General features: G+C 71.6%; 21 protein-coding genes and 1 pseudogene. 14 read left to right on the top strand and 8 right to left on the bottom strand.

Annotation, left to right across the window (positions count from 1 at the left end; all coding sequences use genetic code 11):
* The first annotated feature begins 23 nt into the window (after positions 1 to 23).
* From D0D28_RS01415 to D0D28_RS01395, 5 genes are all read left to right on the top strand, one after another.
* Complete coding sequence (locus tag D0D28_RS01415; RefSeq protein ID WP_233157154.1) at positions 24 to 695, top strand: hypothetical protein; 672 nt, start codon at positions 24 to 26, stop codon at positions 693 to 695.
* The gene (locus D0D28_RS01410; protein ID WP_116109435.1) at positions 692 to 2,410 is read left to right on the top strand and encodes a hypothetical protein; all 1,719 of its coding nucleotides are present in this window, start codon (positions 692 to 694) and stop codon (positions 2,408 to 2,410) included. The genes D0D28_RS01415 and D0D28_RS01410 overlap by 4 nt, the downstream gene beginning before the upstream one ends.
* Before the next feature lie 4 nt (positions 2,411 to 2,414).
* A complete protein-coding gene (locus tag D0D28_RS01405; protein ID WP_116109434.1) occupies positions 2,415 to 2,777 on the top strand; it encodes a hypothetical protein in 363 nt (120 codons plus the stop codon).
* A 791-nt stretch (positions 2,778 to 3,568) separates the two neighbouring features.
* Entirely contained in the window at positions 3,569 to 5,482 is a 1,914-nt protein-coding gene (locus tag D0D28_RS01400) for a propionyl-CoA synthetase (protein WP_116109433.1), read from the top strand.
* Between the two features lie 241 nt (positions 5,483 to 5,723).
* Positions 5,724 to 7,298, top strand: coding sequence for a beta-N-acetylhexosaminidase (locus tag D0D28_RS01395; RefSeq protein WP_094004530.1), 1,575 nt, complete (start codon positions 5,724 to 5,726; stop codon positions 7,296 to 7,298).
* Here the strand turns inward: D0D28_RS01395 and D0D28_RS36460 are convergent.
* From D0D28_RS36460 to D0D28_RS01385, 3 genes and pseudogenes are all read right to left on the bottom strand, one after another.
* Complete coding sequence (locus tag D0D28_RS36460) at positions 7,268 to 7,984, bottom strand: sigma factor-like helix-turn-helix DNA-binding protein (RefSeq protein WP_240323033.1); 717 nt, start codon at positions 7,982 to 7,984, stop codon at positions 7,268 to 7,270. The genes D0D28_RS01395 and D0D28_RS36460 overlap by 31 nt on opposite strands.
* 161 nt (positions 7,985 to 8,145) lie before the next feature.
* Positions 8,146 to 8,220: pseudogene (locus D0D28_RS36455) on the bottom strand (hypothetical protein); the annotation flags it as partial.
* Positions 8,221 to 8,288: 68 nt separating this feature from the next.
* Positions 8,289 to 8,822, bottom strand: a complete 534-nt coding sequence (locus tag D0D28_RS01385; protein ID WP_205413163.1) for an SDR family NAD(P)-dependent oxidoreductase — start codon at positions 8,820 to 8,822, stop codon at positions 8,289 to 8,291.
* Between the two features lie 105 nt (positions 8,823 to 8,927).
* On the opposite strand from D0D28_RS01385, the gene D0D28_RS01380 reads away from it, so the two are divergent.
* Both D0D28_RS01380 and D0D28_RS01375 read left to right on the top strand, forming a co-directional pair.
* The gene (locus tag D0D28_RS01380) at positions 8,928 to 9,737 is read left to right on the top strand and encodes an SGNH/GDSL hydrolase family protein (protein WP_094004529.1); all 810 of its coding nucleotides are present in this window, start codon (positions 8,928 to 8,930) and stop codon (positions 9,735 to 9,737) included.
* Positions 9,710 to 10,276 carry a TetR/AcrR family transcriptional regulator gene (locus tag D0D28_RS01375; protein WP_094004528.1) on the top strand — a complete coding sequence of 189 codons (567 nt, stop codon included), beginning with the start codon at positions 9,710 to 9,712 and terminating at the stop codon, positions 10,274 to 10,276. The genes D0D28_RS01380 and D0D28_RS01375 overlap by 28 nt, the downstream gene beginning before the upstream one ends.
* Before the next feature lie 4 nt (positions 10,277 to 10,280).
* Here the strand turns inward: D0D28_RS01375 and D0D28_RS01370 are convergent, their stop codons facing one another.
* Positions 10,281 to 12,080 carry a heavy metal translocating P-type ATPase gene (locus tag D0D28_RS01370; protein WP_116109493.1) on the bottom strand — a complete coding sequence of 600 codons (1,800 nt, stop codon included), beginning with the start codon at positions 12,078 to 12,080 and terminating at the stop codon, positions 10,281 to 10,283.
* Positions 12,081 to 12,151: 71 nt separating this feature from the next.
* On the opposite strand from D0D28_RS01370, the gene D0D28_RS01365 reads away from it, so the two are divergent.
* The 5 genes from D0D28_RS01365 (at position 12,152) to D0D28_RS01345 (ending at position 18,428) form a co-directional block, all read left to right on the top strand.
* Positions 12,152 to 12,508: an ArsR/SmtB family transcription factor gene (locus D0D28_RS01365; protein ID WP_094004527.1), complete on the top strand. Its 357-nt coding sequence runs from the start codon at positions 12,152 to 12,154 to the stop codon at positions 12,506 to 12,508.
* A gap of 16 nt (positions 12,509 to 12,524) precedes the next feature.
* The gene (locus D0D28_RS01360; protein WP_240323032.1) at positions 12,525 to 13,016 is read left to right on the top strand and encodes a PH domain-containing protein; all 492 of its coding nucleotides are present in this window, start codon (positions 12,525 to 12,527) and stop codon (positions 13,014 to 13,016) included.
* Positions 13,013 to 14,458 carry a PH domain-containing protein gene (locus tag D0D28_RS01355; protein ID WP_116109431.1) on the top strand — a complete coding sequence of 482 codons (1,446 nt, stop codon included), beginning with the start codon at positions 13,013 to 13,015 and terminating at the stop codon, positions 14,456 to 14,458. The genes D0D28_RS01360 and D0D28_RS01355 overlap by 4 nt, the downstream gene beginning before the upstream one ends.
* Positions 14,459 to 14,528: 70 nt before the next feature.
* Positions 14,529 to 15,206 carry a DUF2306 domain-containing protein gene (locus tag D0D28_RS01350; protein ID WP_116109430.1) on the top strand — a complete coding sequence of 226 codons (678 nt, stop codon included), beginning with the start codon at positions 14,529 to 14,531 and terminating at the stop codon, positions 15,204 to 15,206.
* Between the two features lie 90 nt (positions 15,207 to 15,296).
* Positions 15,297 to 18,428, top strand: a complete 3,132-nt coding sequence (locus D0D28_RS01345) for a BTAD domain-containing putative transcriptional regulator (protein WP_116109429.1) — start codon at positions 15,297 to 15,299, stop codon at positions 18,426 to 18,428.
* Here the strand turns inward: D0D28_RS01345 and D0D28_RS01340 are convergent.
* From D0D28_RS01340 to D0D28_RS01330, 3 genes are all read right to left on the bottom strand, one after another.
* On the bottom strand, positions 18,412 to 19,155 hold the full coding sequence (locus tag D0D28_RS01340) for an ABC transporter permease (RefSeq protein ID WP_094004522.1): 744 nt from the start codon (positions 19,153 to 19,155) through the stop codon (positions 18,412 to 18,414). The two genes, D0D28_RS01345 and D0D28_RS01340, sit on opposite strands and share 17 nt — an antisense overlap.
* The gene (locus D0D28_RS01335; RefSeq protein ID WP_116109428.1) at positions 19,152 to 20,090 is read right to left on the bottom strand and encodes an ATP-binding cassette domain-containing protein; all 939 of its coding nucleotides are present in this window, start codon (positions 20,088 to 20,090) and stop codon (positions 19,152 to 19,154) included. Before D0D28_RS01335 ends, D0D28_RS01340 begins: the two co-directional genes overlap by 4 nt.
* A 113-nt stretch (positions 20,091 to 20,203) precedes the next feature.
* Positions 20,204 to 20,626 (bottom strand): M15 family metallopeptidase, encoded by a 423-nt coding sequence (locus tag D0D28_RS01330; RefSeq protein WP_240323041.1) that lies wholly within the window; start codon positions 20,624 to 20,626, stop codon positions 20,204 to 20,206.
* Between the two features lie 259 nt (positions 20,627 to 20,885).
* Between D0D28_RS01330 and D0D28_RS01325 the strand changes: the two genes are divergently transcribed.
* Together D0D28_RS01325 and D0D28_RS01320 are read left to right on the top strand one after the other, a co-directional pair.
* On the top strand, positions 20,886 to 21,569 hold the full coding sequence (locus tag D0D28_RS01325) for a response regulator transcription factor (RefSeq protein ID WP_094004542.1): 684 nt from the start codon (positions 20,886 to 20,888) through the stop codon (positions 21,567 to 21,569).
* Positions 21,570 to 21,579: 10 nt separating this feature from the next.
* Positions 21,580 to 22,674, top strand: coding sequence for a sensor histidine kinase (locus D0D28_RS01320; protein ID WP_275895879.1), 1,095 nt, complete (start codon positions 21,580 to 21,582; stop codon positions 22,672 to 22,674).
* Here D0D28_RS01320 and D0D28_RS01315 read toward each other — a convergent pair.
* Positions 22,666 to 23,790: a UDP-N-acetylglucosamine--N-acetylmuramyl-(pentapeptide) pyrophosphoryl-undecaprenol N-acetylglucosamine transferase gene (locus tag D0D28_RS01315; protein WP_116109425.1), complete on the bottom strand. Its 1,125-nt coding sequence runs from the start codon at positions 23,788 to 23,790 to the stop codon at positions 22,666 to 22,668. The genes D0D28_RS01320 and D0D28_RS01315 overlap by 9 nt on opposite strands.
* Between the last annotated feature and the right edge of the window lie 10 nt (positions 23,791 to 23,800).

Below are 23,800 nucleotides of genomic sequence, written 5' to 3'. Positions count from 1 at the left end.
AGCGGTTGACTGAGGGGACATCGATGCCGCCTCCTGGGGGCCAGCCGACCTCGGCGCGCGTGGCGCTGCTCGCGGGTGTGGCGAACCTCGTCGTCCTCGGCGCCGTGGGCACGGCGCTGTTGCTGGTCCGCGACGACGGCACCCGCGGCGACACCGACCTGGCCGTCGCCACGACCAGCCCGGCCACGACGACCACCAGCACCCGCACGTCGAGCAGCCGCCGCGCCACGACGACCACCACAACCACGACCACCAGCTCGGCCCCACCGGTGAGCGAGGTGACCGGCCCGGCCGCCATCCGCACGGTGATCCCGGAGGGCTGGACCGTCGCACCCACCCAGTCCGCGGGCAGCGTCCAGGCCACCGATCCCGCCGACAGCTCCCGCTACGTCCGCTACGGCGGTTCGGCCGTCCCGAACGTCTCGATCCTGGAGGCCCACCTCGAGGCCGAACGCAACTTCGCCGCGGCCCGGCCCGCCTACTCGCGCATCGAACTCACCCAGACGACCCTGCGCGGGTACGAGGCGATCGTCTGGGAGTTCGAGTGGACCGCGCCGGAGGGCAGACGGCACGTCAAGGCCGAGTACTGGCGCGCGTCCGGCACCGAGTACTTCGTGTACGCCTCGTCGAAGGTCGCCGACTGGCCCGCGATGGTCCCGATCCTGGCCGCCATGACGGAGAACGCGATCCCGTGAGCGAAACGACGATCACCGCCTGGACCGTCCCGCCCCAGGTACGGCCCCAGGACGACACGACGCGGTACCTGTGCGCCGCCGCGCACCTCGACTCCGGCTACGCCGACAACGCGATCCGCGAGTTCCTCACCGAGCCGACCCGCCCGCTGCCGCACTCGCCCGGCTTCGACCCGGCACGCGTGCTGGTCGAGGCGATCGCGTCGCGTGGCCGCCGCAAGCTCCGGGACGGCATCCTCGCGGTGCTGTTCGGCCTGTTCGTCTGGGCCTCGGGCCCGAGCCTGTTGCTCTTCGCGTGGCTCGCGCTCGCGGTGGTCCTGGTGATCCCGTCGATCTGGCGCACGGCGATCAACGTCGCGCTCAAGGCCGCGGTCGTCGCGGTGCTCGGCGCGTTCACACTGGCCGGCCTGCTGCTGTACCTGATCGGCACGATCGATCCGGAGACGACCGAGGACTTCACCGGCGGCTACTACAGCGACTACTACGGCCCGCCGCCCGGCGACGAAGAGGTCTGGTTCTACGTCTCGATCGCGCTCGTCGTGCTGATGCTCGCGATCCTGGTGACCGACCGGCTGGTCGTGCGTTCGCTGCTCGTCGACCGGTTCGGCTACCGGGCCCGCAACCGGCCGCCGGCCGACCCGTTCACCGCCGAGCGCCCGCTGCTCGGTCTGTGCCCGCCGCGGTTTCTGCGGCAGCTGCACCGCTATCGCGACGCCGAGCAGACCCCGCAGGGCACGGTCCCGCTGTTCGTGCACCGCGGGTACAACCCGTTCGTCGGCGCGGGTCTGCACCGCGAATCGTGGTCGATGGCGCTGCCGCTGGAACGGCTGCCGGAGGACCGCAAGCCGGACGGTTCGCCCTTCGACGAGCTGACCACGCCGCTGCTGTACGAGCGGGTCCGCGCGGCGATGGCGGTGTTGCAGGAGAGCGAGTCGCTGTCGCCGGACCGCCGGTTGCGCGAGCTGTCGATCCGGGAGGCCGTGTTCGCCTCCTCCGCCGAGCTGATCGACCACGTGAACCAGCCGGAGTCGGTCGTCTACCTGCGCGGCTTGGACAGCGCGCCGGAACGGCACCTGCCGCCGGGCGAGGTCACCGCGCTGCGGCAGCAGCCGCGTGAGTGGGCCCGCTACTACTTGTGCTTCCAGGTCGAGACGTGGGACCGGGACCTGGTGATGTCCAGCTTCCTGCACGCGGCCGCCGACGCCAGCACCCTGTACCTGGAGTGGACGCCGTGCGTGCTCCCGCCGGTGCGGGACCGCTACCGGGCGGTGGACAAGCTGCCCTCCGGCGTGATCGCCCCGATCGGGCAGGCGCTGCTGCGGCTGGCGCGGCTGCCGGTGACGGTGTGGGGCCGCGCCCGGCACACGCTGGAGTGGATCCAGCCGCTGCGGCAGGATCGCGGCCTGATCAACCCCGACGCCTACGGTTCGCTGCGCACGCTGCGCGAGATGGCCGCCGCCGACGAGGTGGACAGCTATTTCCAGCTGGTCGACGTCGAACGCTACGAGAAGATCCTGCACAGCAGGCTGATGCCGGCGATCAGCCGCATCCTGCGCGACTGCGGTTACTCGCCGGCGAGCTTTGAACGGCAGGCCGCGACGGTGATCCACAAGGAGATCACCATCCACGGCGACAACTACGCGCCGATCAACACCGGCGCGAACAGCGGCTCCATGGACGGCGCGAACGTCCAGTCGGCACCGGCCACGGGAGATTGACGGCATGACCGGCATCAACATCGGCGGCGGCAACTTCGGCCCGATCAACACCGGGACGAACAGCGGATCGATGAGCGGCGCGAACATCAACCAGCAGCAGGCACCGCTCGTCGCCCTGCTCGAGCAGCTGCGTGCCCAGACCGCCGCGCTGGAGGTCGAAGACCGGAAGGCGCTGGATCGCAACCTCGCCGGCCTGCTGGCGGACGCACACAAGGCGCAGGACCCGGAAAACGCCGACGACGTGGAGCCCGAGGTCGTGCGGACCCGGTGGGAGAAGGTCAAGAACCTGCTGTCCCAGGCGTCCGAGGTGAGCGGGACGGTCGCGCAGATCGGCGGGCACATCTCCGGGCTCATCGGGGCTTTCTGAGCCGTCGCCGGGCGCTGGGGTGCGCCGCGTCCGCCTCGCGTGGGCGATGCCGCAGATGACGGCTTGCGGCGCCGGGTGGTGCATGGGCGCGCAGAGCCGCCATCGAGTGGCGTGCGACCTGTGTACTGGGTCTGGACGGGGACCGGGCGAGCCCGCCTCGTCGCGGATCCGGCCGTCAGAGGCGTCCGCGCCGAGCACGGCAAGAGCCTTGTCAGGTCAACCTGCGTCAGCTCACCCGGCCGCTCCCCGCGGCGGATCGGCGTCCCGGTGAGGCGTTGCGGCCGGGTATCCCATGGCGCACCAGGGCTTGACGCACAGTCGAGGCGGGCATGTCCGGGCTCCCCGCGATGTGCGCTTGGCCCGGCGGACGGTCTCCAGGTAGCCGCAGAAGCTCCAGCTCCGTCGGGTGTGGCCGACGGGTGGGCCGTAGGGGGCATGGACGTCGGTGTAGTTGGCGTGTCGGGGGGCTCGTGCGGGTCTCGCCATGACGTCCGGCTGGCTGGGAACGGGCGGCGGTTGCTGGGCGAGCTTGCCGAGGCGGGGCGGCCAGTGGTCGAGATGGGGTGTCGCGGGCGAGCGGCCACAGGTGAGTGCGAGACGAGGGCGAGACCGGCCACAAGCGGGTGTGGGAGGAGGGCCAAGGCCGGCCACAGGTGAGTGTGGAGGAGGGCGAGTGCGGGCTCGCGGATTGCTGCAGTTCGCCGCAGGGCTTGCCAGTGGGGTGGGTGGGGACGGGTGGCCGGAGCGTGCTCTGGACGCGGCGGGTCATCGGGGGCGTTTTGAGCCATGATGTGTGGCACGAGCTCGACGACGAGGAGGTCTGCCCCATGGGCCGTCACGCGGAGGAACACCAGCGCAGCCTGACCGATCCGGAGGGGTTCTGGCTGGCCGCCGCCAAGGCGATCGACTGGACGCGCGAACCGTCCCAAGCGCTGGACTCGTCGAACGCCCCGCTGTTCCGCTGGTTTCCGGACGGGGAGCTGAACACCGCCTACAACGCCCTGGACCGGCACGTGGAGCGCGGCCGCGGCGAGCAGCCGGCGTTGATCTGGGACTCGCCGGTGACCGGCGGCAAGCGCACCTTCACCTACACCCAGCTGCGCGACGAGGTCGCCCGGTTCGCCGGGGCGCTGCGCTCGCTCGGGGTCGGCAAGGGCGACCGGGTGATCGTCTACCTGCCGATGGTGCCCGAAGCGGCCGTGGCGATGCTGGCGTGCGCGCGGATCGGCGCCGTGCACTCGGTGGTGTTCGGCGGGTTCGCGCCCAAGGAGCTGGCCGCGCGCATCGAGGACGCCAAGCCCAAAGTGATCGTCGCGGCGTCCTGCGGCATCGAACCGAACCGGGTGGTCGAGTACAAGCCGATCATCGACGAGGCGCTCGCCACGACCGAACACCAGCCGGACCGGATCGTGGTGCTGCAGCGCGACGCGGCCCAGGCGACGCTCGGCGAACAGGACGTCGACTGGCAGCAGCTGGTCGCCGACGCGAGCCCCGCGGACCCGGTGCCGGTGGCGGCGACCGATCCGCTCTACATCCTCTACACCTCTGGCACGACCGGGAAGCCGAAGGGCGTCGTGCGTGACGCCGGCGGGCACGCCGTCGCACTGGCGTACTCGATGAACGCGGTCTACGACATCCAGCCGGGCGACATCTGGTGGACCGCCTCCGACGTCGGCTGGGTGGTCGGCCACTCCTACATCGTGTACGCGCCACTGCTGATCGGCGCGACGACCGTGATGTACGAGGGCAAGCCGGTCGGCACCCCGGACGCCGGCGCGTTCTGGCGCGTCATCAGCGAGCACAAGGCGAAGGCCCTGTTCACCGCGCCGACCGCGCTGCGGGCGATCAAGCGGGTGGACCCGGACGCGACGGAGCTGGCGAAGTACGACCTGTCCGCGTTCCGCACCCTGTTCATGGCCGGGGAGCGGCTCGACCCGGAAACCCTGAACTGGGCCTCGGACAAGCTGGGCGTGCCGGTGATCGACCACTGGTGGCAGACCGAGACCGGCTGGCCGATCGCGGCCAACCCGCGCGGCCTGGAGCCGATGCCGGTGAAGCCGGGCTCGGCGACCGTGCCGGTGCCGGGCTACGACGTGCGGATCCTCGATCAGGCCGGCAATCCGCTGCCTGCCGGGCAGGAGGGGGCGATCTGCATCAAGCTGCCGATGCCCCCGGGCACGCTGCCGACGCTGTGGGACGATGACGAGCGCTACGTGGAGGCGTACCTGTCGCGTTACGAGGGCTACTACCTCACCGGCGACTCGGGCTACTTCGACGAGGACGGGTACCTGTTCGTCATGGGCCGCACCGACGACGTCATCAACGTGGCCGGGCACCGGTTGTCGACCGGCTCGATGGAAGCCGTGCTGGCGGCGCACCCCGCGGTGGCCGAGTGCGCGGTGATCGGCGTGCACGATTCGCTCAAGGGCCAGCTGCCGCGCGGGCTGGTGGTGCTCAAGTCCGGTGTGGACATCGACGAGGAGACGTTGAAGGCGGAGCTGATCACCGCCGTCCGGCGCGACATCGGCCCGGTGGCGGCGTTCCGTCAGGTGTCTATTGTGGACGCGTTGCCGAAGACGCGATCGGGCAAGATCCTGCGCAAGACCATGCGCGGACTCGCGGAAGGCCGTGACGAGCCGGTGCCCTCGACGATCGAGGACCCCTCGGTGCTCGACAGCCTGCGCGCGATCCTGCGCGAGAGCTGAGCGACACAGTGTCCACTTGAGACGGTTGACGACGTTCGGCAACGAGTTGATGTTCATACCGACAAGTTAGACCCGGGCACCGACAGAAAGCACGCTCCGGCCGGGAAATCGCCACCCGATCGAGTCGAACGCGGCGATTCACCCGGCCGGAGCAGTGCGACGGCGACTGGAGCATTGCGCGGGCGGAAGCACTGGTCTATACCTTTAAGAGACCCGCTCCCGATCCCCGCGGAGAGTGACCATGCGCAGATCCCTGGCCGGCCTGCTCGGCGCCACCGCGCTCGTGCTGACCGCCCTCACCCAGCCCGCCCTCGCCAGCGAGCCCGCCGCCGCGAACCAGCCGGCCACGCGTGCCCTGGCGGACGTGATACCCGTTCCGGTGTCGGCGAAAGCCGATCCCAGGGCCGACTTCCGGCTGACCCCCGCCACCGCGATCGAAGCCGGCCGCGACGCCCGGCAGGTCGCCGACTACCTCGCCGGCCTGCTCCGCCCGTCGACCGGTTATCGCCTGCCGGTCGTCGAGCGCACCTCGGCGCCGTCCATCGCCCTCGAGCTGGGCCCGACCGCGCAGGTCGGCGACCAGGGCTACCAGCTCACGGTGACGAAGAAGGGCGTCACCGTCCGCGCGAACAGCAGTGACGGGCTGTTCGCGGGGGTGCAGACGCTGCGCCAGCTGCTGCCCGCGCAGGTCGAATCGCGGCAGGTCGCGCGCGGCCCGTGGGTCGTGCCGGGCGGCAGGATCGTGGACTACCCCCGGTTCGCGTATCGCGGAGCGATGCTCGACGTGGCGCGGCACTTCTTCGCGGTCGATGAGGTCAAGCGGTACATCGACCAGATCGCGCAGTACAAGATCAACCGGCTGCACCTGCACCTGGCGGACGACCAGGGCTGGCGGATCGAGATCAAGAGCTGGCCGCGCCTGGCGACGTACGGCGGCAGCACCGAGGTCGGCGGCGGCCCGGGCGGGTACTACACGCAGGAGCAGTACCAGGACCTGGTGGCCTACGCCGCGTCCCGGCACATCACGGTGATCCCGGAGATCGACATGCCGGGCCACACCAACGCCGCGCTGGCGTCGTACGCGGAGCTGAACTGCGACGGCGTGGCTCCGCCGCTCTACACCGGCATCGAGGTCGGGTTCAGCTCGCTGTGCGTCGACAAGGACATCACCTACGAGTTCCTCGACGACGTGATCGGCGAGCTGGCCGCGCTGACGCCGGGGCGGTACCTGCACATCGGCGGGGACGAGGCCCATGCCACGACGCCGGAGGACTACCAGAAGTTCATGGGCGAGGTGCTCCCGATCGTCGCCAAGCACGGCAAGCTGGTGCAGGGCTGGCACGAGATCGCGAAGGCCGGGTTGCCGGTGTCCGCGGTGCCGCAGTTCTGGGACACCGACGGGGTGGACGCCGCCACGGCCGCGGCCGCCGCGGCGGGCAACAAGATCGTGATGTCCCCGGCGAACAAGGCCTACCTCGACATGAAGTACCACGAGAACAGCCCGCTCGGCCTGCACTGGGCCGGGTACGTCGAGGTCGCCGACGCCTACGACTGGGACCCGTCGACGGCGGTGCAGGGCGTGGGTGAGACGTCGATCGCGGGCGTCGAGGCGCCGTTGTGGTCGGAGACGCTGACCGACAGCGACGACATCGAGTTCATGGCCTTCCCGCGGCTGCCCGGCATCGCGGAGATCGGGTGGTCGCCGAAGTCGACCCACGACTGGAACGGCTACCGCGAGCGGCTGGCGAAGCAGGCGCCGCGGTGGGAGGTCCAGGGGATCGACTTCTACCGCTCGCCGCAGGTGGACTGGCGGTAGCGCGGACGTGGGCCCGGCGCGGTTCGGCCGCGTCGGGCCCCGTGGGGGCGGCTGCTCCGGCCGGCTGGGGTGCCGAGGGGCAGGTGGCAGGTGGCTAACGCCGCGGGTCTCCGGTGCCGCTTGCCGCCCCGGTGAACGGCCAGCCGGGTGCGATTTTCCGTGCTCGGGACGGCGGGCTCATCAGCGTCTGGACGTCGGACATCGTGGACGGACTGATCCAGACGATCCGCACCGTGAAGAACCCGGAGAAGCTCACACACCTGGCCCCGATCGCCGACGTATGGTCCGCCCTGCGCATGCTGCGACACCTGGCAGCCGATCCGGGCGGACAGCGGCATGAGCTTGGCGAGCACCCCGGCCACCGCCCCGGCGCCGGTGAACCGCGAGGCCCACTGCGGGGCCTTGCCGCCGCCGTCGCCGACCAGCTGGACGTCCGCGGCCAGCAGCTTGGTCAATGCACCGACGTCGCCGCTCCGGAAGGCGTCCAGGAACCGGCCGGCGAGCTCCTCGCGCTTGGCCCGGCCGGCCTCGAACCGCGGCCGGACCGCGTCCACGTGCCGCCACGCCGCCTCCGAACGTCCCACCGCGGAGGCGATCTCGGGGAAACCGCACCCGAACACCTCCCGCAGCACGAAGACCGCCCGCTCCAGCGGACTGAGCCGTTCGAGCAGCAGCAGGGCCGCCATGGACAACGAGTCGGCCGGCTCCGCCGAGCGCTGCGGGTCCTGATACGGATCGGCCAGCAGCGGCTCGGGGAACCACGCCCGACGTACTCCTCCCGCCGGACGCGCGCCGACCGCAGCACGTCGATCGCGATGCGGCTCACCGTGGCCGACGGGAACGCGTTGAGCGAATCCGGCCGCGTCGAGGAGGCCGCGAAACGCAGCCACGCGTCCTGGACCGCGTCCTCGGCGTCGCTCACGCTGCCCAGCAGGCGGTAGGCGATGGAGAACAGCGACGGCCGCAGCTCCTCGAACGCCTCGGCGCGGTTCACCACGGCACCGGGCCGTCCTCGGCGAAGAACCCGGCCGTCGGCCCGTCCGGGCCGAGCGTGGCCGGCCGCACCACGACCGCGGAGCCCTGCGCGACCGTCTGGAACCCGGTGTGGTTGTTGCTGTCCGTGTCGACGAAACCAGGAGCGACCGCGTTGACCAGGACCCCGTCCTCGCGCAGCTCCTTGGCGTACTGCACGGTCAGCGCACACAGGGCGGGCTTGGACGGGCTGTACGCCGCCGACGGCAGCAGCGCCGAGAAGGGGCCGTCCAGGTCGCTGTTCAAAGTCAGCGAGGCCTCGTGACTGCTGACGTTCACGATCCGCGGCGCCGGTGACCGCCGCAGCAGCGGCAGCATCGCGTTGGTCACCGCGATCACGCCGGAGACGTTGGTCTCGAACACCGCGCGGACCACGCCGAGGTCGACCGAGCTGAGGACCTGGTCGTGCGCGTCTTCGGGGTTGACCTGCCCGGAACCGGTGATGGCGACGGTCCCCTGCTGCCTGCCGTCCAGCGCCGCGATCCCGGGCACCGATCAGGACGGTCATGCCGAGAGCCGCCAGGCGCCCAGTAGACACCGTCTACAAATCTTGATAGACAGTGTCTACCAGGTGAACATCGGATGTCGGAGAGCTGAATGGGCTATCAGAGGTTCGTGGTCCTCGGCGACAGCTGCGCGGAAGGCCTGCACGACCCCTACCCGGGGACCAACATCTACCGCGGCTGGGCCGACCTGGCCGCGGCGACGCTCGCCCGGCACGACCCCTCCTTCCGGTACGCCAACCTGGCCGTCCGCGGCCGTCGCCTGGACCAGATCATCGTCGAGCAGATCCCCGCGGCCCTGGACCTCAAGCCCGACCTGGTCACCCTCTTCGGCGGCGCCAACGACGTCATGACCCGCACCTACCGCGCCGAGATCGTCGCGAAGCGGGTGGACGCGGCGATCCGCATGCTCACCCGCGCGGCACCCACCGTGGTCGTCTTCACGCTCAGCGACGTCTCCAGCCGCGTCCCGGGCCTGCTGCGCATCCGGCACCGGCTGGAAGCCCTCAACGAGGCCATCCACACCTCCGCGGCCAAGCACGGCGCCCGGGTGGTGGACCTGTGGGGCGAGGAGGCCGTGCACGACCTGCGTTACTTCGGCCCGGACCGGCTGCACCTCTCGGAGTACGGCCACCGCCGCCTGGCCGCGCACCTGCTCACGAACCTGGGCGTCGACTACGACCCGGCCTGGCTGGAACCCCTGCCCGGGGAACCGCTGCGCCCGGGCCTGCGCGCGCACGCCGGCTGGGTGTGGCGGGAGGTCCTGCCGGTGATGGTCACGCGCACCCGCAACTGGTTCACCGGCCGCTCCCCGGGCGACGGTTTCGCGCCCAAGCGCCCCGACCTGCTCCCCGTCATCGCCGACGAGCTGGCGTCGTGGAAAACGATCCCCGGCAGCGCCTGATCGACAGCGCGATCGCCGTTCTGACGAACGAGGGTGTCGAGGCCGTCACCCTGCGGCGGATCGCGCGCGAAGCCGGTGTCTCGCACGGCGCGCCCCTGCGGCACTTCGCCGGGCGCGCCGAACTGCTCGCCGCGGTCGCCGCGTCCGGGTTCGCGGAGCTGCACGCCCGCGCGGCCGACCTGCCCGACGACAACCCGCAGCAACGGCTGCTGACCGCGTGCCGCCGCTACCTCGACTTCGCGCTGGCGAATCCGGCGATGTTCGAGCTGATGTTCCGGCCCGACCTGATCGACGTGCGCGAACCCGAGCTGGCCCGGCTCTCCAACGCGGTGTTCGAGCAGTTCCTGGACCTCGTCACCCGGGCCCAGGCGGGCGGCTGGCGGCAGGGCACCGCGTCGCGCCCGCTGGCCGCGTCGCTGTGGGCGTCCCTGCACGGGCTGGCCGCGCTGTGGCTGCGCGGCGGGCTCCCGTCGGCGGCGGAGTCGTCCGATGTGGAGCAGACGCTGGCCGTCACGCTCAACACCTACCTGCGCCCCTGACGCGTCAACCGCGCCAGGCCTTCTCGCGCAGCAGTCGCAAGCCGTTCAGCGCCACCAGCACGGTCGAGCCCTCGTGGCCGGCGACCCCGAGCGGCAGCGGCAGCTCACCGAACAGGTCCCACAGCACGAGCCCGACGATGAACCCGCCCGCGATCGCGAGGTTGGCCAGCACGAGCCGGCGCGCGCGGCGGGCCAGCGCGACGACCGCGGGGATCGCCGTCAGCTCGTCCCGCACGACCACCGCGTCCGCCGTCTCCAGCGCCAGGTCCGAGCCGGCCCGTCCCATGGCGATGCCGGTGTGCGCCGCGGCCAGCGCGGGCGCGTCGTTGACCCCGTCGCCGACCACCAGCACCCGCTCGCCGAGTTCGCGGACGGCCGCGACCTTGTCCTGCGGCAGCAGCCCGGCCCGCACGTCGGTGATGCCCACCTCGGCCGCCACCCGCGCCGCGGCACGGGCGTTGTCCCCGGTCAGCAGCACGGGCGACGTCCCGGCCAGCGCGGCCACCGCGGCACGGGCGTCCGGGCGCACGCGGTCGGCCAGCCCGAGCACCCCGGCCGGTTCGCCGTCGACCCGGACCAGCACCGCGCTCCGCCCACCGGCCTCGACCTCGCGCACCGCATCGCTGTCGTCCCGGCCCACGAACACCTGCCGCCCGTCGACCACCGCGTGCACGCCCCGGCCGGGCTCCGCGCGGAAGTCCCGTGCCACCGGCACCCGGTCCGCGGCCGCCACGACCGCCCGGCCGAGCGGGTGCTCGCTCGACTGCTCCGCACCGGCCGCGTACCGCAGAACGTCCTCTTCGGACATACTCAGTGGACGGACCTCGACAACGCGCGGCGAACCCTCGGTCAAGGTTCCGGTCTTGTCGAACGCCACCCGCTCCGTCGTACCGAGCCGCTCCAGCACCACGGCCGACTTGACCAGCACACCGTGGCGCCCGGCGTTCGCGATGGCCGACAGCAGCGGCGGCATGGTCGCCAGCACCACCGCGCACGGCGACGCGACGATCATGAACGTCATCGCGCGCAGCAGCGTCTCCCGCAGCCCGGCCCCGAAGGCCAGCGGGACCAGGAACAACGCCAGGGTCGCCACCACCACGCAGACCGAGTAGCGCTGCTCGATCTTCTCGATGAACAGCTGCGTCTTCGCCTTGGTCGCGGACGCCTCCTCGACCATCGCGACGATCCGCGCCAGCACCGTGTCCGACGAGTCCCGCGTGACCCGGACCCGCAGCACCCCGGTTCCGTTCAGCGTGCCGGCGAACACCTCGTCGCCGGCGGCCTTGGGCACCGGCATCGACTCACCGGTGATCGACGACTGGTCCACCTCGCTCGCGCCGTCCAGCACGACGCCGTCCCCGCCGATGCGCTCCCCGGGCCGGACCACGAACTCGTCGCCGGCCTGGTAGCTGTCGGCCTCCCCGGTCAGGTCGAGCAGGCTGCGCACCGAATCCGCGGTCCGCTGCGTCGCGACGGCCTCCAGCGCGCCGGAGGTCGCGAAGATGACGATCAGCAGGCCGCCGTCGAGCACCTGCCCGATCGACGCCGCGCCCACCGCCGCGACGACCAGCAGCAGGTCCACGTCCAGCGTCCGCTCGCGCAGGGCCCGCAGCCCCGCCAGCAGCGGTTCCCACCCGCCGGCCGCGTAACAGCCCAGGTAGAGGGTCCAGTACAGCCACCAGGGGCCGCCGCCGAGGTCGGCCGCGAGACCGGCCAGGAACAGCACCAGGGCGGCCAGCGCCCAGCGCACCTCGGGCAGCAGCAGCCGGCGTACCGGACGGATGGGGGCCGCTTGGCCGATCACCTGAACCACAGGCCGCAGCATACCGGAACACATGAAGACGTCTACATGTGTTCTTCGACTAGAATCGTCTCGTGGGTCACGGAGTCAACGGCAAGGACAGGCCGGCAGCGTCGCTGGACGCGCAGAGCGCGGTGACCGTCGCCGCGACCTTGCAGGCGCTGGCCACGCCGAGCCGGCTGCTGATGCTGACCCGGTTGCGGCAGGGGCCGTGCGCGGTCGGCGAGCTGGCCGAGGCGGTCGGGATGGAGCAGTCGGCGGTGAGCCACCAGCTCCGGCTGCTGCGCAACCTCGGCCTGGTCACCGGGCAGCGCTCGGGCCGCAGCATCGTCTACAGCCTCTACGACAACCACGTCGCCCAGCTGCTCGACGAGGCCGTCTACCACATCGAGCACCTCCGCCTCGGAGTTCCGGACAGCACGACCGCCTGACTGGCACAGTGGTGGCGTGACAACGCCCGTGGTGGATCTGCGCCCGCCCGCGAACCTGGTCAGCCGGAAGGCCGTGCTGTTCTGGGCCACGCGCGCGGCGATCGGCTGGGTCGTCGTGCTCGTCGGCGGTGGTGTGTGGCTCGCGCTGACCGGCTGGTTCCCGCTGGTCGTGGCACTCATCGTGGCCGGGGTGCTGGCGGTCGCGCACCTCGCCGTCATGCCGCAGTGGCGCTTCCGCGTGCACCGCTGGGAGACCACGCCCCAGGTCGTCTACACCCAGTCCGGCTGGATCGACCAGGAGCGCCGCATCGCGCCGGTCTCCCGGATCCAGACCGTCGACACCGAGCGCGGCCCGTTGGAGCGGCTGCTCGGGCTGGCGAACCTGACCGTCACCACGGCATCGGCGCGCGGCCCGGTCCAGATCCACGGCCTGGACTACGAGGTCGCGCAACGCCTGACCCAGGAACTCGCCACGCTCACGCAGGCCACGCCGGGAGACGCGACGTGAGCGAGGACTGGCACCGGCTCAGCGCCCGCATGCTCGCGGTCCACCCGGTGCAGGAGGTCGTGCGGCTGCTGCCGGTGCTGATCGGCGTGCTGTTCATCGGCCGCGGCAGCCAGGGGCAGATCTGGAGCCTCGTCGGCCTCGGCCTGGCGATCGCGGCCGGGCTGCTGCGCTGGTTCACCACGACCTACCAGATCACCGCCGAGGACGTGCGCGTGCGGCGCGGGCTGCTCAGCCGCAAGGAACTGTCCGTGCCGCGGGACCGGATCCGCACCGTCGACCTGACTTCCCGGCCGCTGCAACGGATCCTCGGGCTGAGCCGGGTCGTGATCGGCACCGGCCGCGGTGACTGGCAGGGCGCGATGGGTGTCACGCTGGACTCCCTGGCGACCGCGGACGCCGCCCGGCTGCGCGAAGAGCTGCTGCACCGGCGCACCGAGCAGTCCACGGGCCTGGTCGACGTGCTGGCCGAGCTGCAGCTGTCGTGGGTGCGGTTCGGGCCGTTCACGCTGTCCGGGATCGCCGCGATCGGTGTCGTGGCCGGGTCCCTTGCGAACCTGTTCAACGAGGTGCAGATCGACGAGGACGACTTCGGGGTGCTGCAGTCGTTCCTCGGCCAGGTCGCCTCGGCGCCGGTGTGGGTCATCGTGGCCGGGCTCGTGGTGCTGACCGCGGTGCTGGTGTCCGTGCTGTCGGTGATCGCCTACGTCCTGGCGTTCTGGAACTTCCGGCTCGCCCGCGGCGAAGGCACGCTGCGTGTGACGCGCGGCCTGCTGACCACCCGTCAGACGACGATCGAGCTGCGCCGCCTGCGCGGGGCCGAGATCAGCGAGCCGCTGCTGCTGCGGGCCGCCCGCGGTGCCCGCTGCTCGGCGATCACGACCGGGTTGCGCGGTGAGCACAGCAGTTCCGTGCTGCTGCCGCCCGCACCGCGCGCGGTGGCGCACCGCGTGGCGGGCGACGTGCTGGAGGACCCGGCGGTGGCCTCCGCCGAGCTGGTCCGGCACGGTCCGCGGGCCCACCTGCGGCGCTACACGCGGGCGTTCCTGTTCGCCGCCGCCGTCACCGGGTTGTTCGTGCTGTTGTGGTGGCTCGCGGACTGGCCGGCGTGGCCGTGGCAGGTCGCGCTGGTGCTGTTCCCGGCCGGCGCGCTGCTGGCCGAGGACCGCTACCGCAACCTGGGGCACGCGCTGATGGGCGGCAAGCTGGTGTTCCGGCAGGGCAGCCTGGTGCGGCGGCGGCAGGTGCTGTCGACCGAGGGGGTGATCGGCTGGGTGTTCCACCGGTCGTTCTTCCAGCGGCGCGCCGGGCTGATCTCACTGACGGCGACCACCGCCGCGGGCCGCCAGCACTACACCGGCGTGGACATCCCGGCGGCCGAAGCCATCGCCCTCGCCGACGCCGCCGAACCCGGTCTGCTGGAACCGTTCCTCATCCGGCGGTAGGGCCGGCCCGACCGCCGATCGGGCGGTGGACCGCAGTGTTTTCGGTGCCGTGCGGGCGAAAACTGGCGGCATGACTGCTTCGACGCGGATCCGCCCGCCGCTCGTCGGACTCGGGCTCGTCACCGTCGCCTTCCTCGCCTACGCGTTGCCGCCCTACCTCGGGCTGGACCCGGCGAGATCGCGCGTGCCGACGCGTGCGGACACGTGGTTCCACTACCCGCTGCTGGTGACGCACATCCTCCTGGGCACGGTGGTGCTGGTGACCGCGGTGTTGCAGTTGTGGCCGTGGCTGCGCCGGCAACACCCGCGGGTGCACCGGTGGAGCGGGCGGATCTACGTGTCCGCGGCCATCCCCGCCGGGCTCGCGGCGCTCGTCGTGGCGCCACTGGGAGCGTTCGGGCTGAACCAGCGCGCGGCGAACACGATGCTGGCGCTGCTGTGGCTGGGCACGACGGTGACGGGTTACGTGATGGCGCGCCGGCGCCGGTATCCGCAGCATCGCGAGTGGATGGTCCGCAGCTTCGCGTTGTGCTTCTCGATCGTGGTGAACCGCCTGTGGACCACGGTGTGCACGATCGCCTTCGTGCCCGACCCGTCCGACACGGCGGCGCTGGAGCAGGCGATCGGCGTCGGGACGTGGCTGAGCTGGGTGGTGAACCTGCTGATCGCGGAGTGGTGGCTGCAGCACACGCGCCACCGCCGCACCAAGCACCGCGTACCGCCGAGGGAGATGGCCGCGGCGGCGTGATCGCGGGCCCTTGCCGGTTCACGGGTCCCACTCGACGCCGAAACCGCCACTCGCCGGACCCGGTCTCGATCAACTGGCAGAATCGGCCGGGTGCAGGTCGGGATGCTTGGCCCCTTCGAAGTTCGCACGGACGACGGCGCCCTCGCCGACGTGCCGGGCGCCCGGCTGCGCGGGCTGGTGGTCGCCCTCGCGTTGCAACCGGGTCGCGTCGTGCCGAAGGCGGCGCTCGTCGACTGGATCTGGGGCGAGCAGCCGCCCGCGGACGCGGCCAACGCCCTGCAACGCCTGGTCTCCCGGCTGCGGAAGGCGCTGCCCGCCGGGCTGGTCGAGGGACAGCCGGACGGCTACCGGCTGCGCGTGGAACCCGACGACGTCGACGCGGTGAAGTTCGAACGCCTCGTCGCCAAGGCCCGCCAGGACGACGAGCCACAACTGCTGCGTGAGGCCCTCGCGTTGTGGCGCGGTCCGGCCATGCAGGACGTGGGCCTGCCGGACAGCGGCGCCTTCGACGCGGCGGTCACCCGGCTCGAAGGCCTGCGCCTGGCCGCGCTGGAGGACCGGTTCGACGCCGAGATCCGCCTCGGCAACGCCGCCGGCCTGGTCACCGAGCTGACCGACCTGGTGGCCGCGCACCCGGTGCGCGAACGGCTCGTCGCCGCGCTGATGCGCGCCCTCGTCGCGACCGGCCGCGACACCGACGCGCTGCTCGTGTTCGAGCGCACGCGGGAAACCCTGGCCGACGAGCTGGGCGTCGACCCCTCGCCCGAGCTGTCCGCGCTGCACGTCGCGCTGCTGCGGGGCGAGGTCGAGCGGCCGCCGGAGAAGCAGAAGACCAACCTGCGCGCCGAGCTGACCAGCTTCGTCGGCAAGGACGCCGATGTCACCGCGGTCCGCGAACTCGTCGCCGAACACCGGCTCACCACCCTGATCGGCCCGGGCGGCGCCGGCAAGACCCGGCTGGCCGCGGAAACCACGCGCACGCTGCTCGGCGACCTGCCCGATGGGGCCTGGCTGGTCGAACTCGCCCCGCTCGGCGCCGACGGGGACGTCGCGCAGGCCACGCTCGCCGCGCTCAAACTCCGTGACGCGCTGCTCGGCGACGCCCCGGACGCGGACGCGACGGACCGGGTCGTCGCCGCGCTCCGCGAGCGGGCGGTGCTGCTGGTGCTGGACAACTGCGAGCACGTCATCGAGTCCGCGGCGAAGTTCGCCCACCGGGTGCTCGGCGAGTGCCGCCGCCTGCGGATCCTCGCCACCAGCCGGGAACCCCTGGGCATCACCGGCGAGGCGCTGTGGCCCGTCGCGCCGCTGGCCGCGCCCGCGGACGACGCCGACCCCGGCAAGATCGAGTCCGCTCCCGCCGTCCAGCTGCTGCGGGACCGGGCCGGCGCGGTGCGCCAGGACCTCCCGGCCGACGCCGAGACGCTGGCGACCATGGCGCGCATCTGCCGGGCGGTGGACGGGATCCCGCTCGCCATCGAACTCGCCGCGGCCAGGTTGCGCACCATGTCGCTGGACCAGCTCGCCAACCGCCTCGACGACCGGTTCCGCCTGCTCACCGGCGGCAGCCGCACCGCGCTGCCGCGGCAACGGACGCTGCGTGCCCTGATCGACTGGAGCTGGGAACTGCTCAGCGACGCCGAACGGACGGTGCTGCGCCGGCTCTCGGTGTTCTCCGGTGGCGCGAGCCTGGAAGCAGCCGAGCGGGTCTGCTCCGACGACACCATCGAGTCGTGGGAAGTACTCGAGCTGCTGACCGCGCTGACCGAGAAGTCACTGGTGGTCACCGACGGCGCGGGCGCGCCGCGCTACCGGATGCTCGGCACGATCAAGGAGTACGCCGACCAGCGTCTCGCGGAGGCGGGCGAATCCGATTCGGTGCGTCGCGCGCACCTCGCGTACTTCACCGAACTCGCCGAAACCGCGGAGCCGCACCTCCGCCGCGCCGAGCAGCTGGACTGGCTCGCGGTGCTCGAGGCCGAGCACGACAACATCGCCGCGGCGATGCGTGGCGCGCTCGCGGCCGGGGAGGCGGACGGGGCGATGCGGCTCGCCGCTGCCGCCGGCTGGTACTGGTGGCTCGCCGGGCACAAGGCGGAGGGCAACGAGCTGATCCTGGCGGCCGCCACGCTGCCCGGCGAAGTGCCCGACGAGATCCGGGGCGTGGTGTACGCGTTCGTCTCCGGGTTCATGACCTCCGGGCGGGGCAGCGACCAGTTCAACGCGGTGGAGTGGATCCACAAGGCGTACGAGATCAGCCTGCGGGTGCCGGACCGGCACCCGGCGCTGCGGTTCGCCGGCGCGATGGAACGCCTATTGGACGGAACGGACGCGATGCTGACCGCGTTCGAGCCGCACCTCACCGACGCCGACCCCTGGGTGCGTGCCCTGGCCCGGCTGCAGCTCGGCAAGATGCGGGTCCAGCTCGGCCACGGCGGCTGGGACGCCGACACCTACCTGGAGGCGGCGCTCAACGAATTCCGCGCGCTCGGCGAGCGGTGGGGCATTTCGTTCGCGCTGACCGAGCTGGCGGAGCGGATCGCCACGCGCGGCGAGTTCGCCAGGGCGTGCGAGCACTACGAACAGGCGATCGCGGTCGTCACCGAGGTCGGCGCCATCGAGGACGTCGTGCGGATGCGGTCGCGGCAGGCCCAGCTGTACTGGATCCTGGGCGACGCGGAGCGCAGCGCCGCCGCCCTGACCGAGGCGCAGCGGCACGCGGACCGGGTCGCCTGGCCCGAGGCGCTGGCCGAGCTGGCGCTGGCGAAGGCGGAACTCGCCCGCTGGCGCGGTGACGCCGAGCAGGCCCGCCGGGAACTCGGCCTCGTGATGGAGTTGCTGGGTGCAGACGCCGGGCGGGCGAACCACCGCGCGGTGTGGCACGACCTGCTCGGCTACCTCGCCGAGGATCTCGACGAGGCCCGGGAGCACCGTGCCGCGGCTGTCGAGGCGGCGTCCGAGCCCGGGCACCCCTTGATGATCGCCCAGGTGCTGGTCGGGGTCGCGGACTTCGCGCTGCGGGCCGACCAGCCCGAGCAGGCCGCGAGGCTGCTCGCGGCGAGCACCGGCCTGCGCGGTCTGCCGGACCACGCCCAGCCGGACGTGGCCCGGATCGAGCGGGAAACGCGAAGCCGCCTCGGTGACACGGAGTTCACCGAGGCGACTGGCGAGGGGCGGGAAGCGGACTGGCGCGAGCTGGTCGCGGTCACGCTCGCTTCTTGAACGTGGCGGACGCCCACAGGTACCCGACCAGGGCGATCCCCACGCACCAGGCGAGCGCGGCGATCAGGTCGCCGGTGGCCGGCGCGCCGTTGAGCAGGCCGCGCAGGGTTTCGATGATCGGCGTGAAGGGCTGGTACTCCGCGAACTCGCGCAGGCCCGGTCCCATCTTGTCGGCCGGGACGATCGCGCTGCTGAAGAACGGCAGCATGACCAGCGGCACCGACGCCATGCCGGCGGTTTCCACGGACTTCGCCGCCAGGCCCAGTGCGATCGTCAGCCAGCCGGTGGCGAGGCCGAGCAGGACGACGAGGCCGAGCACGCCGAGCCAGTCGAGGAAGCTCGCCGACGGGTCGAACCCGAGCAGGAAGGCCACCCCCACGAGCGCCGCGATGGCGAGCAGGTTGGTCAGCACGCTGGCGATGACGTGTCCGTTCAGCACCGCGCCGCGGGAGACGTCCATGACCTTGAACCGGTTGATGATGCCCTTGGTCATGTCGGAGCTCACCGCCGTCGCGACGCCGCCGAGCCCGTAGCAGACGGCCATCAGCATCAGGCCCGGCGTCGCGTAGTCCACGTAGTCGACACCGACGCTGAACGCGTCTCCGAGCATGTACACGAACATCACCATCATCACGATCGGCATCAGGACCGCGTTGAAGACGGTGACCGGGTTGCGGGCGATGTGCTTGAAGTTGCGGCGCAGCATGACGAGCGAGTGCGTGTTCATTTCGCGGCCACCTCCGTGGTGTGGCCCGTGAGGGCGAGGAAGACGTCGTCGAGGTCGGGCGTGTGGACGGTGAAGGTTTCGGCGCTGAGCGAGTACTCGTCGAGCCGGTCGAGCAGGGAGCGCAGCGACTTCGTGCCGCCGTCGCTGGGCACGCGCAGCGTCAGCGCGTCGTCGTCGCGGGTGGAGCCGGGGAGGATCCGCGCGGCCGAATCGAGTTCGGCGGCGGTGGTGAACCGGAGCCGGACGTGGGTGCCGGGGATCTGGCGCTTGAGCTCGTCGGGCGTGCCCTGGGCGACCAGGCGGCCCTTGTCCAGGACCGCGACCCGGTCGGCGAGCTGGTCGGCTTCCTCCAGGTACTGGGTGGTGAGGAAGATGGTCACGCCGTCGGACACCAGCTCGCGGATGATCTCCCACATGGTGCGGCGGCTGCGCGGGTCCAGACCGGTCGTCGGCTCGTCCAGGAAGATGATCCGCGGGTTGCCGACGAGGGTCATCGCCAGGTCGAGCTTGCGCCGCATCCCGCCGGAGTAGGTGGACGCGGGCTTCTGGGCCGACTCGACCAGGTCGAAGCGCTCCAGCAGCTCGGTGACGATGCGCTTGCCGTCCTTGGCGCGGGCCCGGTTCAGGTCGACCATCAGCTGCAGGTTCTCCTGGCCGGTCAGCAGCTCGTCCACGGCGGCGAACTGGCCGGTGACGCCGATCGCGGCGCGCACCGCCTTGGCCTCGGTGGCGATGTCGTGCCCGGCGACGCGGACGGTGCCGCCATCGGCCTTGATCAGGGTGGTCAGCACGTTGACGGTGGTGGTCTTGCCTGCGCCGTTCGGGCCGAGCAGGGAGAAGATGCTGCCCGCCCGGACGTCCAGGTCGATACCGTCGAGCACGACTTTGTCTTGGTAGGACTTCCGGAGCCCGGAAGCTGTGATCGCGTCTGTCATGCGACCACGGTCGCGGGCGGAACTGACACCGCCCTGCCCTGGCCCTGACACGAGTCCTGACACGACCGGAAGCCGATTCGGATGAGGCTGCGTCGCTCTCGCGAACAGCCCGGTCAGCGTCGCATCCGGGGATCCTGCGAAGGGTCGGCGTACATCGGCGGGCAACCGTGGTCGATGGCTTCCGGGCGCAGTTCGTAGTGCCAGGGTTCGTTGCGGTAGATCTGGCACAGCCCGTACCTGGCGCCGTGCTCGGACAGCCACGCCCTGGCCTCGGCGGGCCCGATGTCGACCGCGTGCCCCGACACGTGCGACGACGTGTCCGCGGTGGCCACCCAGCGGGCGGCTTCTTCTTCCGAGCCGTACTTCGACACCGCGTCACGGAGCAGTTGTTCCTGGTAGTCCCGGGACCGCCAGCCACTGTTGACGATGAACTCGATCCCGTCGCCCGCGGCATCCTTCGCGGCCTGGCGCAGGGCGCCGAGCAGATCGGGGTCCAGGTTGGCCACGGCCGGGATTTCGTCGTCGAAGACCGTCACACCGCCGCGGACGACGCCGTCCGCCTCGGTGAGGGAACGCCGGACGGCCGCGGACACCAGCGACTGGTAAACCCGGACACCGATGAGCGCCGCGCTGCCGCCCACCAGGGCAGCGAAGAGGTTCGACCGGGTACGGCGGGTTGCTGTTCGTGCTGGCTCGATGCAGGTCATGCCCCGAGTCAAGGCAATGCGGTGTTGCCGGTACGTATGCGGTTTTCGATATGCCGAGGATATGGTGCGTCTCGTAGCATTCGTGACCGTGCGTGTGTTGATCGTCGAGGACGAACCCTATCTGGCGGAGGCCATTCGCGACGGCCTGCGTCTGGAAGCAATCGCCGCCGACATCGCCGGTGACGGTGACACCGCGCTGGAACTGCTGAGCATCAACTCCTACGACATCGCCGTGCTCGACCGCGACGTCCCCGGCCCCTCCGGCGACGAGATCGCCAAACGCATCGTCGCCTCCGGCAGCGGCATGCCGATCCTCATGCTCACCGCCGCCGACCGGATCGACGACAAGGCCTCCGGGTTCGAGCTCGGCGCCGACGACTACCTCACCAAACCCTTCGAGCTCAAAGAACTCGTGCTCCGGCTCAGGGCGCTGGACCGCAGGCGCGCGTACAGCAGGCCACCCGTGCGGGAGATCGCGGGCCTGCGGCTGGATCCGTTCCGCCGGGAGGTCTTCCGCGACGGCCGCTACGTCGCGCTCACCCGGAAGCAGTTCGCCGTGCTCGAAGTGCTCGTCGCCGCCGAGGGCGGTGTGGTCAGCGCCGAAGATCTCTTGGAGCGGGCGTGGGACGAGAACGCCGACCCGTTCACCAACGCCGTGCGCATCACGGTCTCGGCACTGCGCAAACGGCTCGGCGAACCCTGGATCATCGCCACCGTGCCGGGCGTCGGCTACCGCATCGACACCGCCGCCGGGGGAGACGACCGTGCATAGGGCTCCCGGTTTGAGCGTTCGCCTCAAGCTCACGCTCAGCTACGCCGGGTTCCTCATGATCGCGGGCTCCTTGCTGCTCGCCGCCGTGTGGATGTTCCTGTTGCGAGGATGGTCGAACGGCCTGAACATCCCCGATTTGTCCGACTTCGGGCGTGCCTTCGACCCGACCAATTTCGGCCCATCGGTCTTCGTTCCGGCGGCAATACTGGTGCTGGCGTTCCTGCTGGTGTTCGGTCTCGTGGGAGGGTGGATCCTCGCCGGCCGCATGCTCGCCCCGCTGACTCGCATCACCGATGCCACCCGCATGGCCGCGGAGGGATCGCTGTCCCACCGGATCCGGCTGCCGGGGCGCAGAGACGAGTTCCGCGAACTCGCCGACGCCTTCGACACCATGCTTGCGCAGCTCGAAGCCCACGTTGCCGAACAGCAGAGGTTCGCGGCCAACGCCTCACACGAACTGCGGACCCCGCTGGCGATCACGCAGACACTTCTCGACGTGGCCCGCAACGATCCGCACCACGACAGCGGCGAGCTCGTCGACCGCCTCCACTTGGTCAACTCCCGCGCGATCGACCTCACCGAGGCGTTGCTCCTGCTCAGCCGCGCCGATCAACGGTCCTTCACCCCAGAGCCCGTCGACCTGTCCCTCATCGCCGAAGAAGCCACCGAAACGCTTCTCCCGCTCGCGGAGAAGCGCGGCGTCACCGTCGAGACCTCCGGCGACATCGCCCCCGCCATCGGCTCGCCCGCGCTCCTGCTGCAGTTGACCACGAACCTCCTGCACAACGCCATCGCGCACAACCTGCCCGATCGGGGCACCGTGTGGGTCACGACCAGCGTTCACCCGACGAGCGTGCTGCTCACCGTCGAGAACACCGGCGAGAAGCTCACCCCCCAGCTGGTCTCGACCCTCACCGAACCGTTCCAGCGCGGCTCCCAACGCATCCGCACCGACCACGCGGGTGTCGGCCTCGGCCTGGCGATCGTCAAGAGCATCACGCACGCGCACGACGGAACCCTCACCCTCACTCCCCGACCTGCCGGCGGGCTCCGCGTCACGGTGCAACTGCCGGCCGCGCCACCACACCCGAGCCGATCACCCTGAGGCGGCCCCACGTCGCTCGGCGACCGCGGTGAGCACGTGCCGGGCCAGGGCGACGTCCGCGTCAGGCGCGCCGGCCGCCGAAGCGCGAGCCGACATCACCGCGATCCGCTCGGGATCGGTGAGCACCGGGATCAGCGTGTTCACGATCCAGGCCGGGTCGAGGTCGGCGTCGTCGACGAGCAACGCCCCGCCGGCCGCGACGACCGGCTCGGCGTTGAGCCGCTGCTCACCGCCGCGCAACGGCAGCGGGACGTACGCGACCGGCAAGCCGGCCGCGGCCAGTTCGGCGCACGTCATCGCTCCCGAGCGGCAGATCACGAAGTCGGCCGCGGCGTAGGCGTACTGCATGTCGTGGACGTAGGGAACGACGACGTAGGGCGGATCACCGTCCGGCACCTCGACCGAGTGCCGCGGCCCGGTGATGTGCAGCACCTGCACACCGGCCGCCCGTAACGACGCGGCCGCGCCGGACACCGCCGCGTTGATCGTGCCGGCGCCCTGCGAACCGCCGGTGACCATCAGGACGGGCGCGTGGGGTCGCAGGCCGAACCGCTGCCGGGCCGCGTCGCGCAGCGCCGGCCGGTCGAGTCCGGTGATCGCCGGCCGCAACGGGATCCCGATGGCGGTGGCGTGCGCCAGCGGGACGTTCGGCGATGCGGTGAACACGTGCGTCGTCATCCGGGCCGCCAGCCGGTTGGCCACTCCGGGCCGGGCGTTCGCCTCGTGCACGACGATCGGCACGCCCCGCTTGCGCGCGGCGAGGTAGGCCGGCATGGCCACGTAGCCGCCGAAACCCACCACGACCTCCGCTCGCACGCGGTCGAGCACCGCCCCGGCCGCCAGCACCGACTCGCGCAGCTTGCCCGGCGTCCGCAGCAACGCCCGGTTCAGGGTGCGCGGCAGCGGCGCCGGCGGGATGAGTTCGAGCGGGTAGCCGCGGGCCGGGATGAGCGTGGTGTCCAGGCCGCGGATCGTGCCGAGGGCGGTGATCTCCGCCGTGGGTTCCAGCCGGCGCAGCGCGTCGGCGAAGTTCATCGCGGGCTCGATGTGCCCGGCCGAATGGCCGCCGGCGACAACGACGCGCGGTGCCGCCGCACCGGATTCCTGATGCGACATCCCAGCTCGC

The sequence above is a fragment of the Amycolatopsis ruanii genome, from assembly GCF_003385175.1.
In the GTDB taxonomy this organism is placed as follows: Bacteria; Actinomycetota; Actinomycetes; order Mycobacteriales; family Pseudonocardiaceae; genus Amycolatopsis_E; species Amycolatopsis_E thermalba.
Note: the sequence above shows the minus strand (reverse complement) of the source record. Positions and strands in the feature narration are given on the sequence as shown.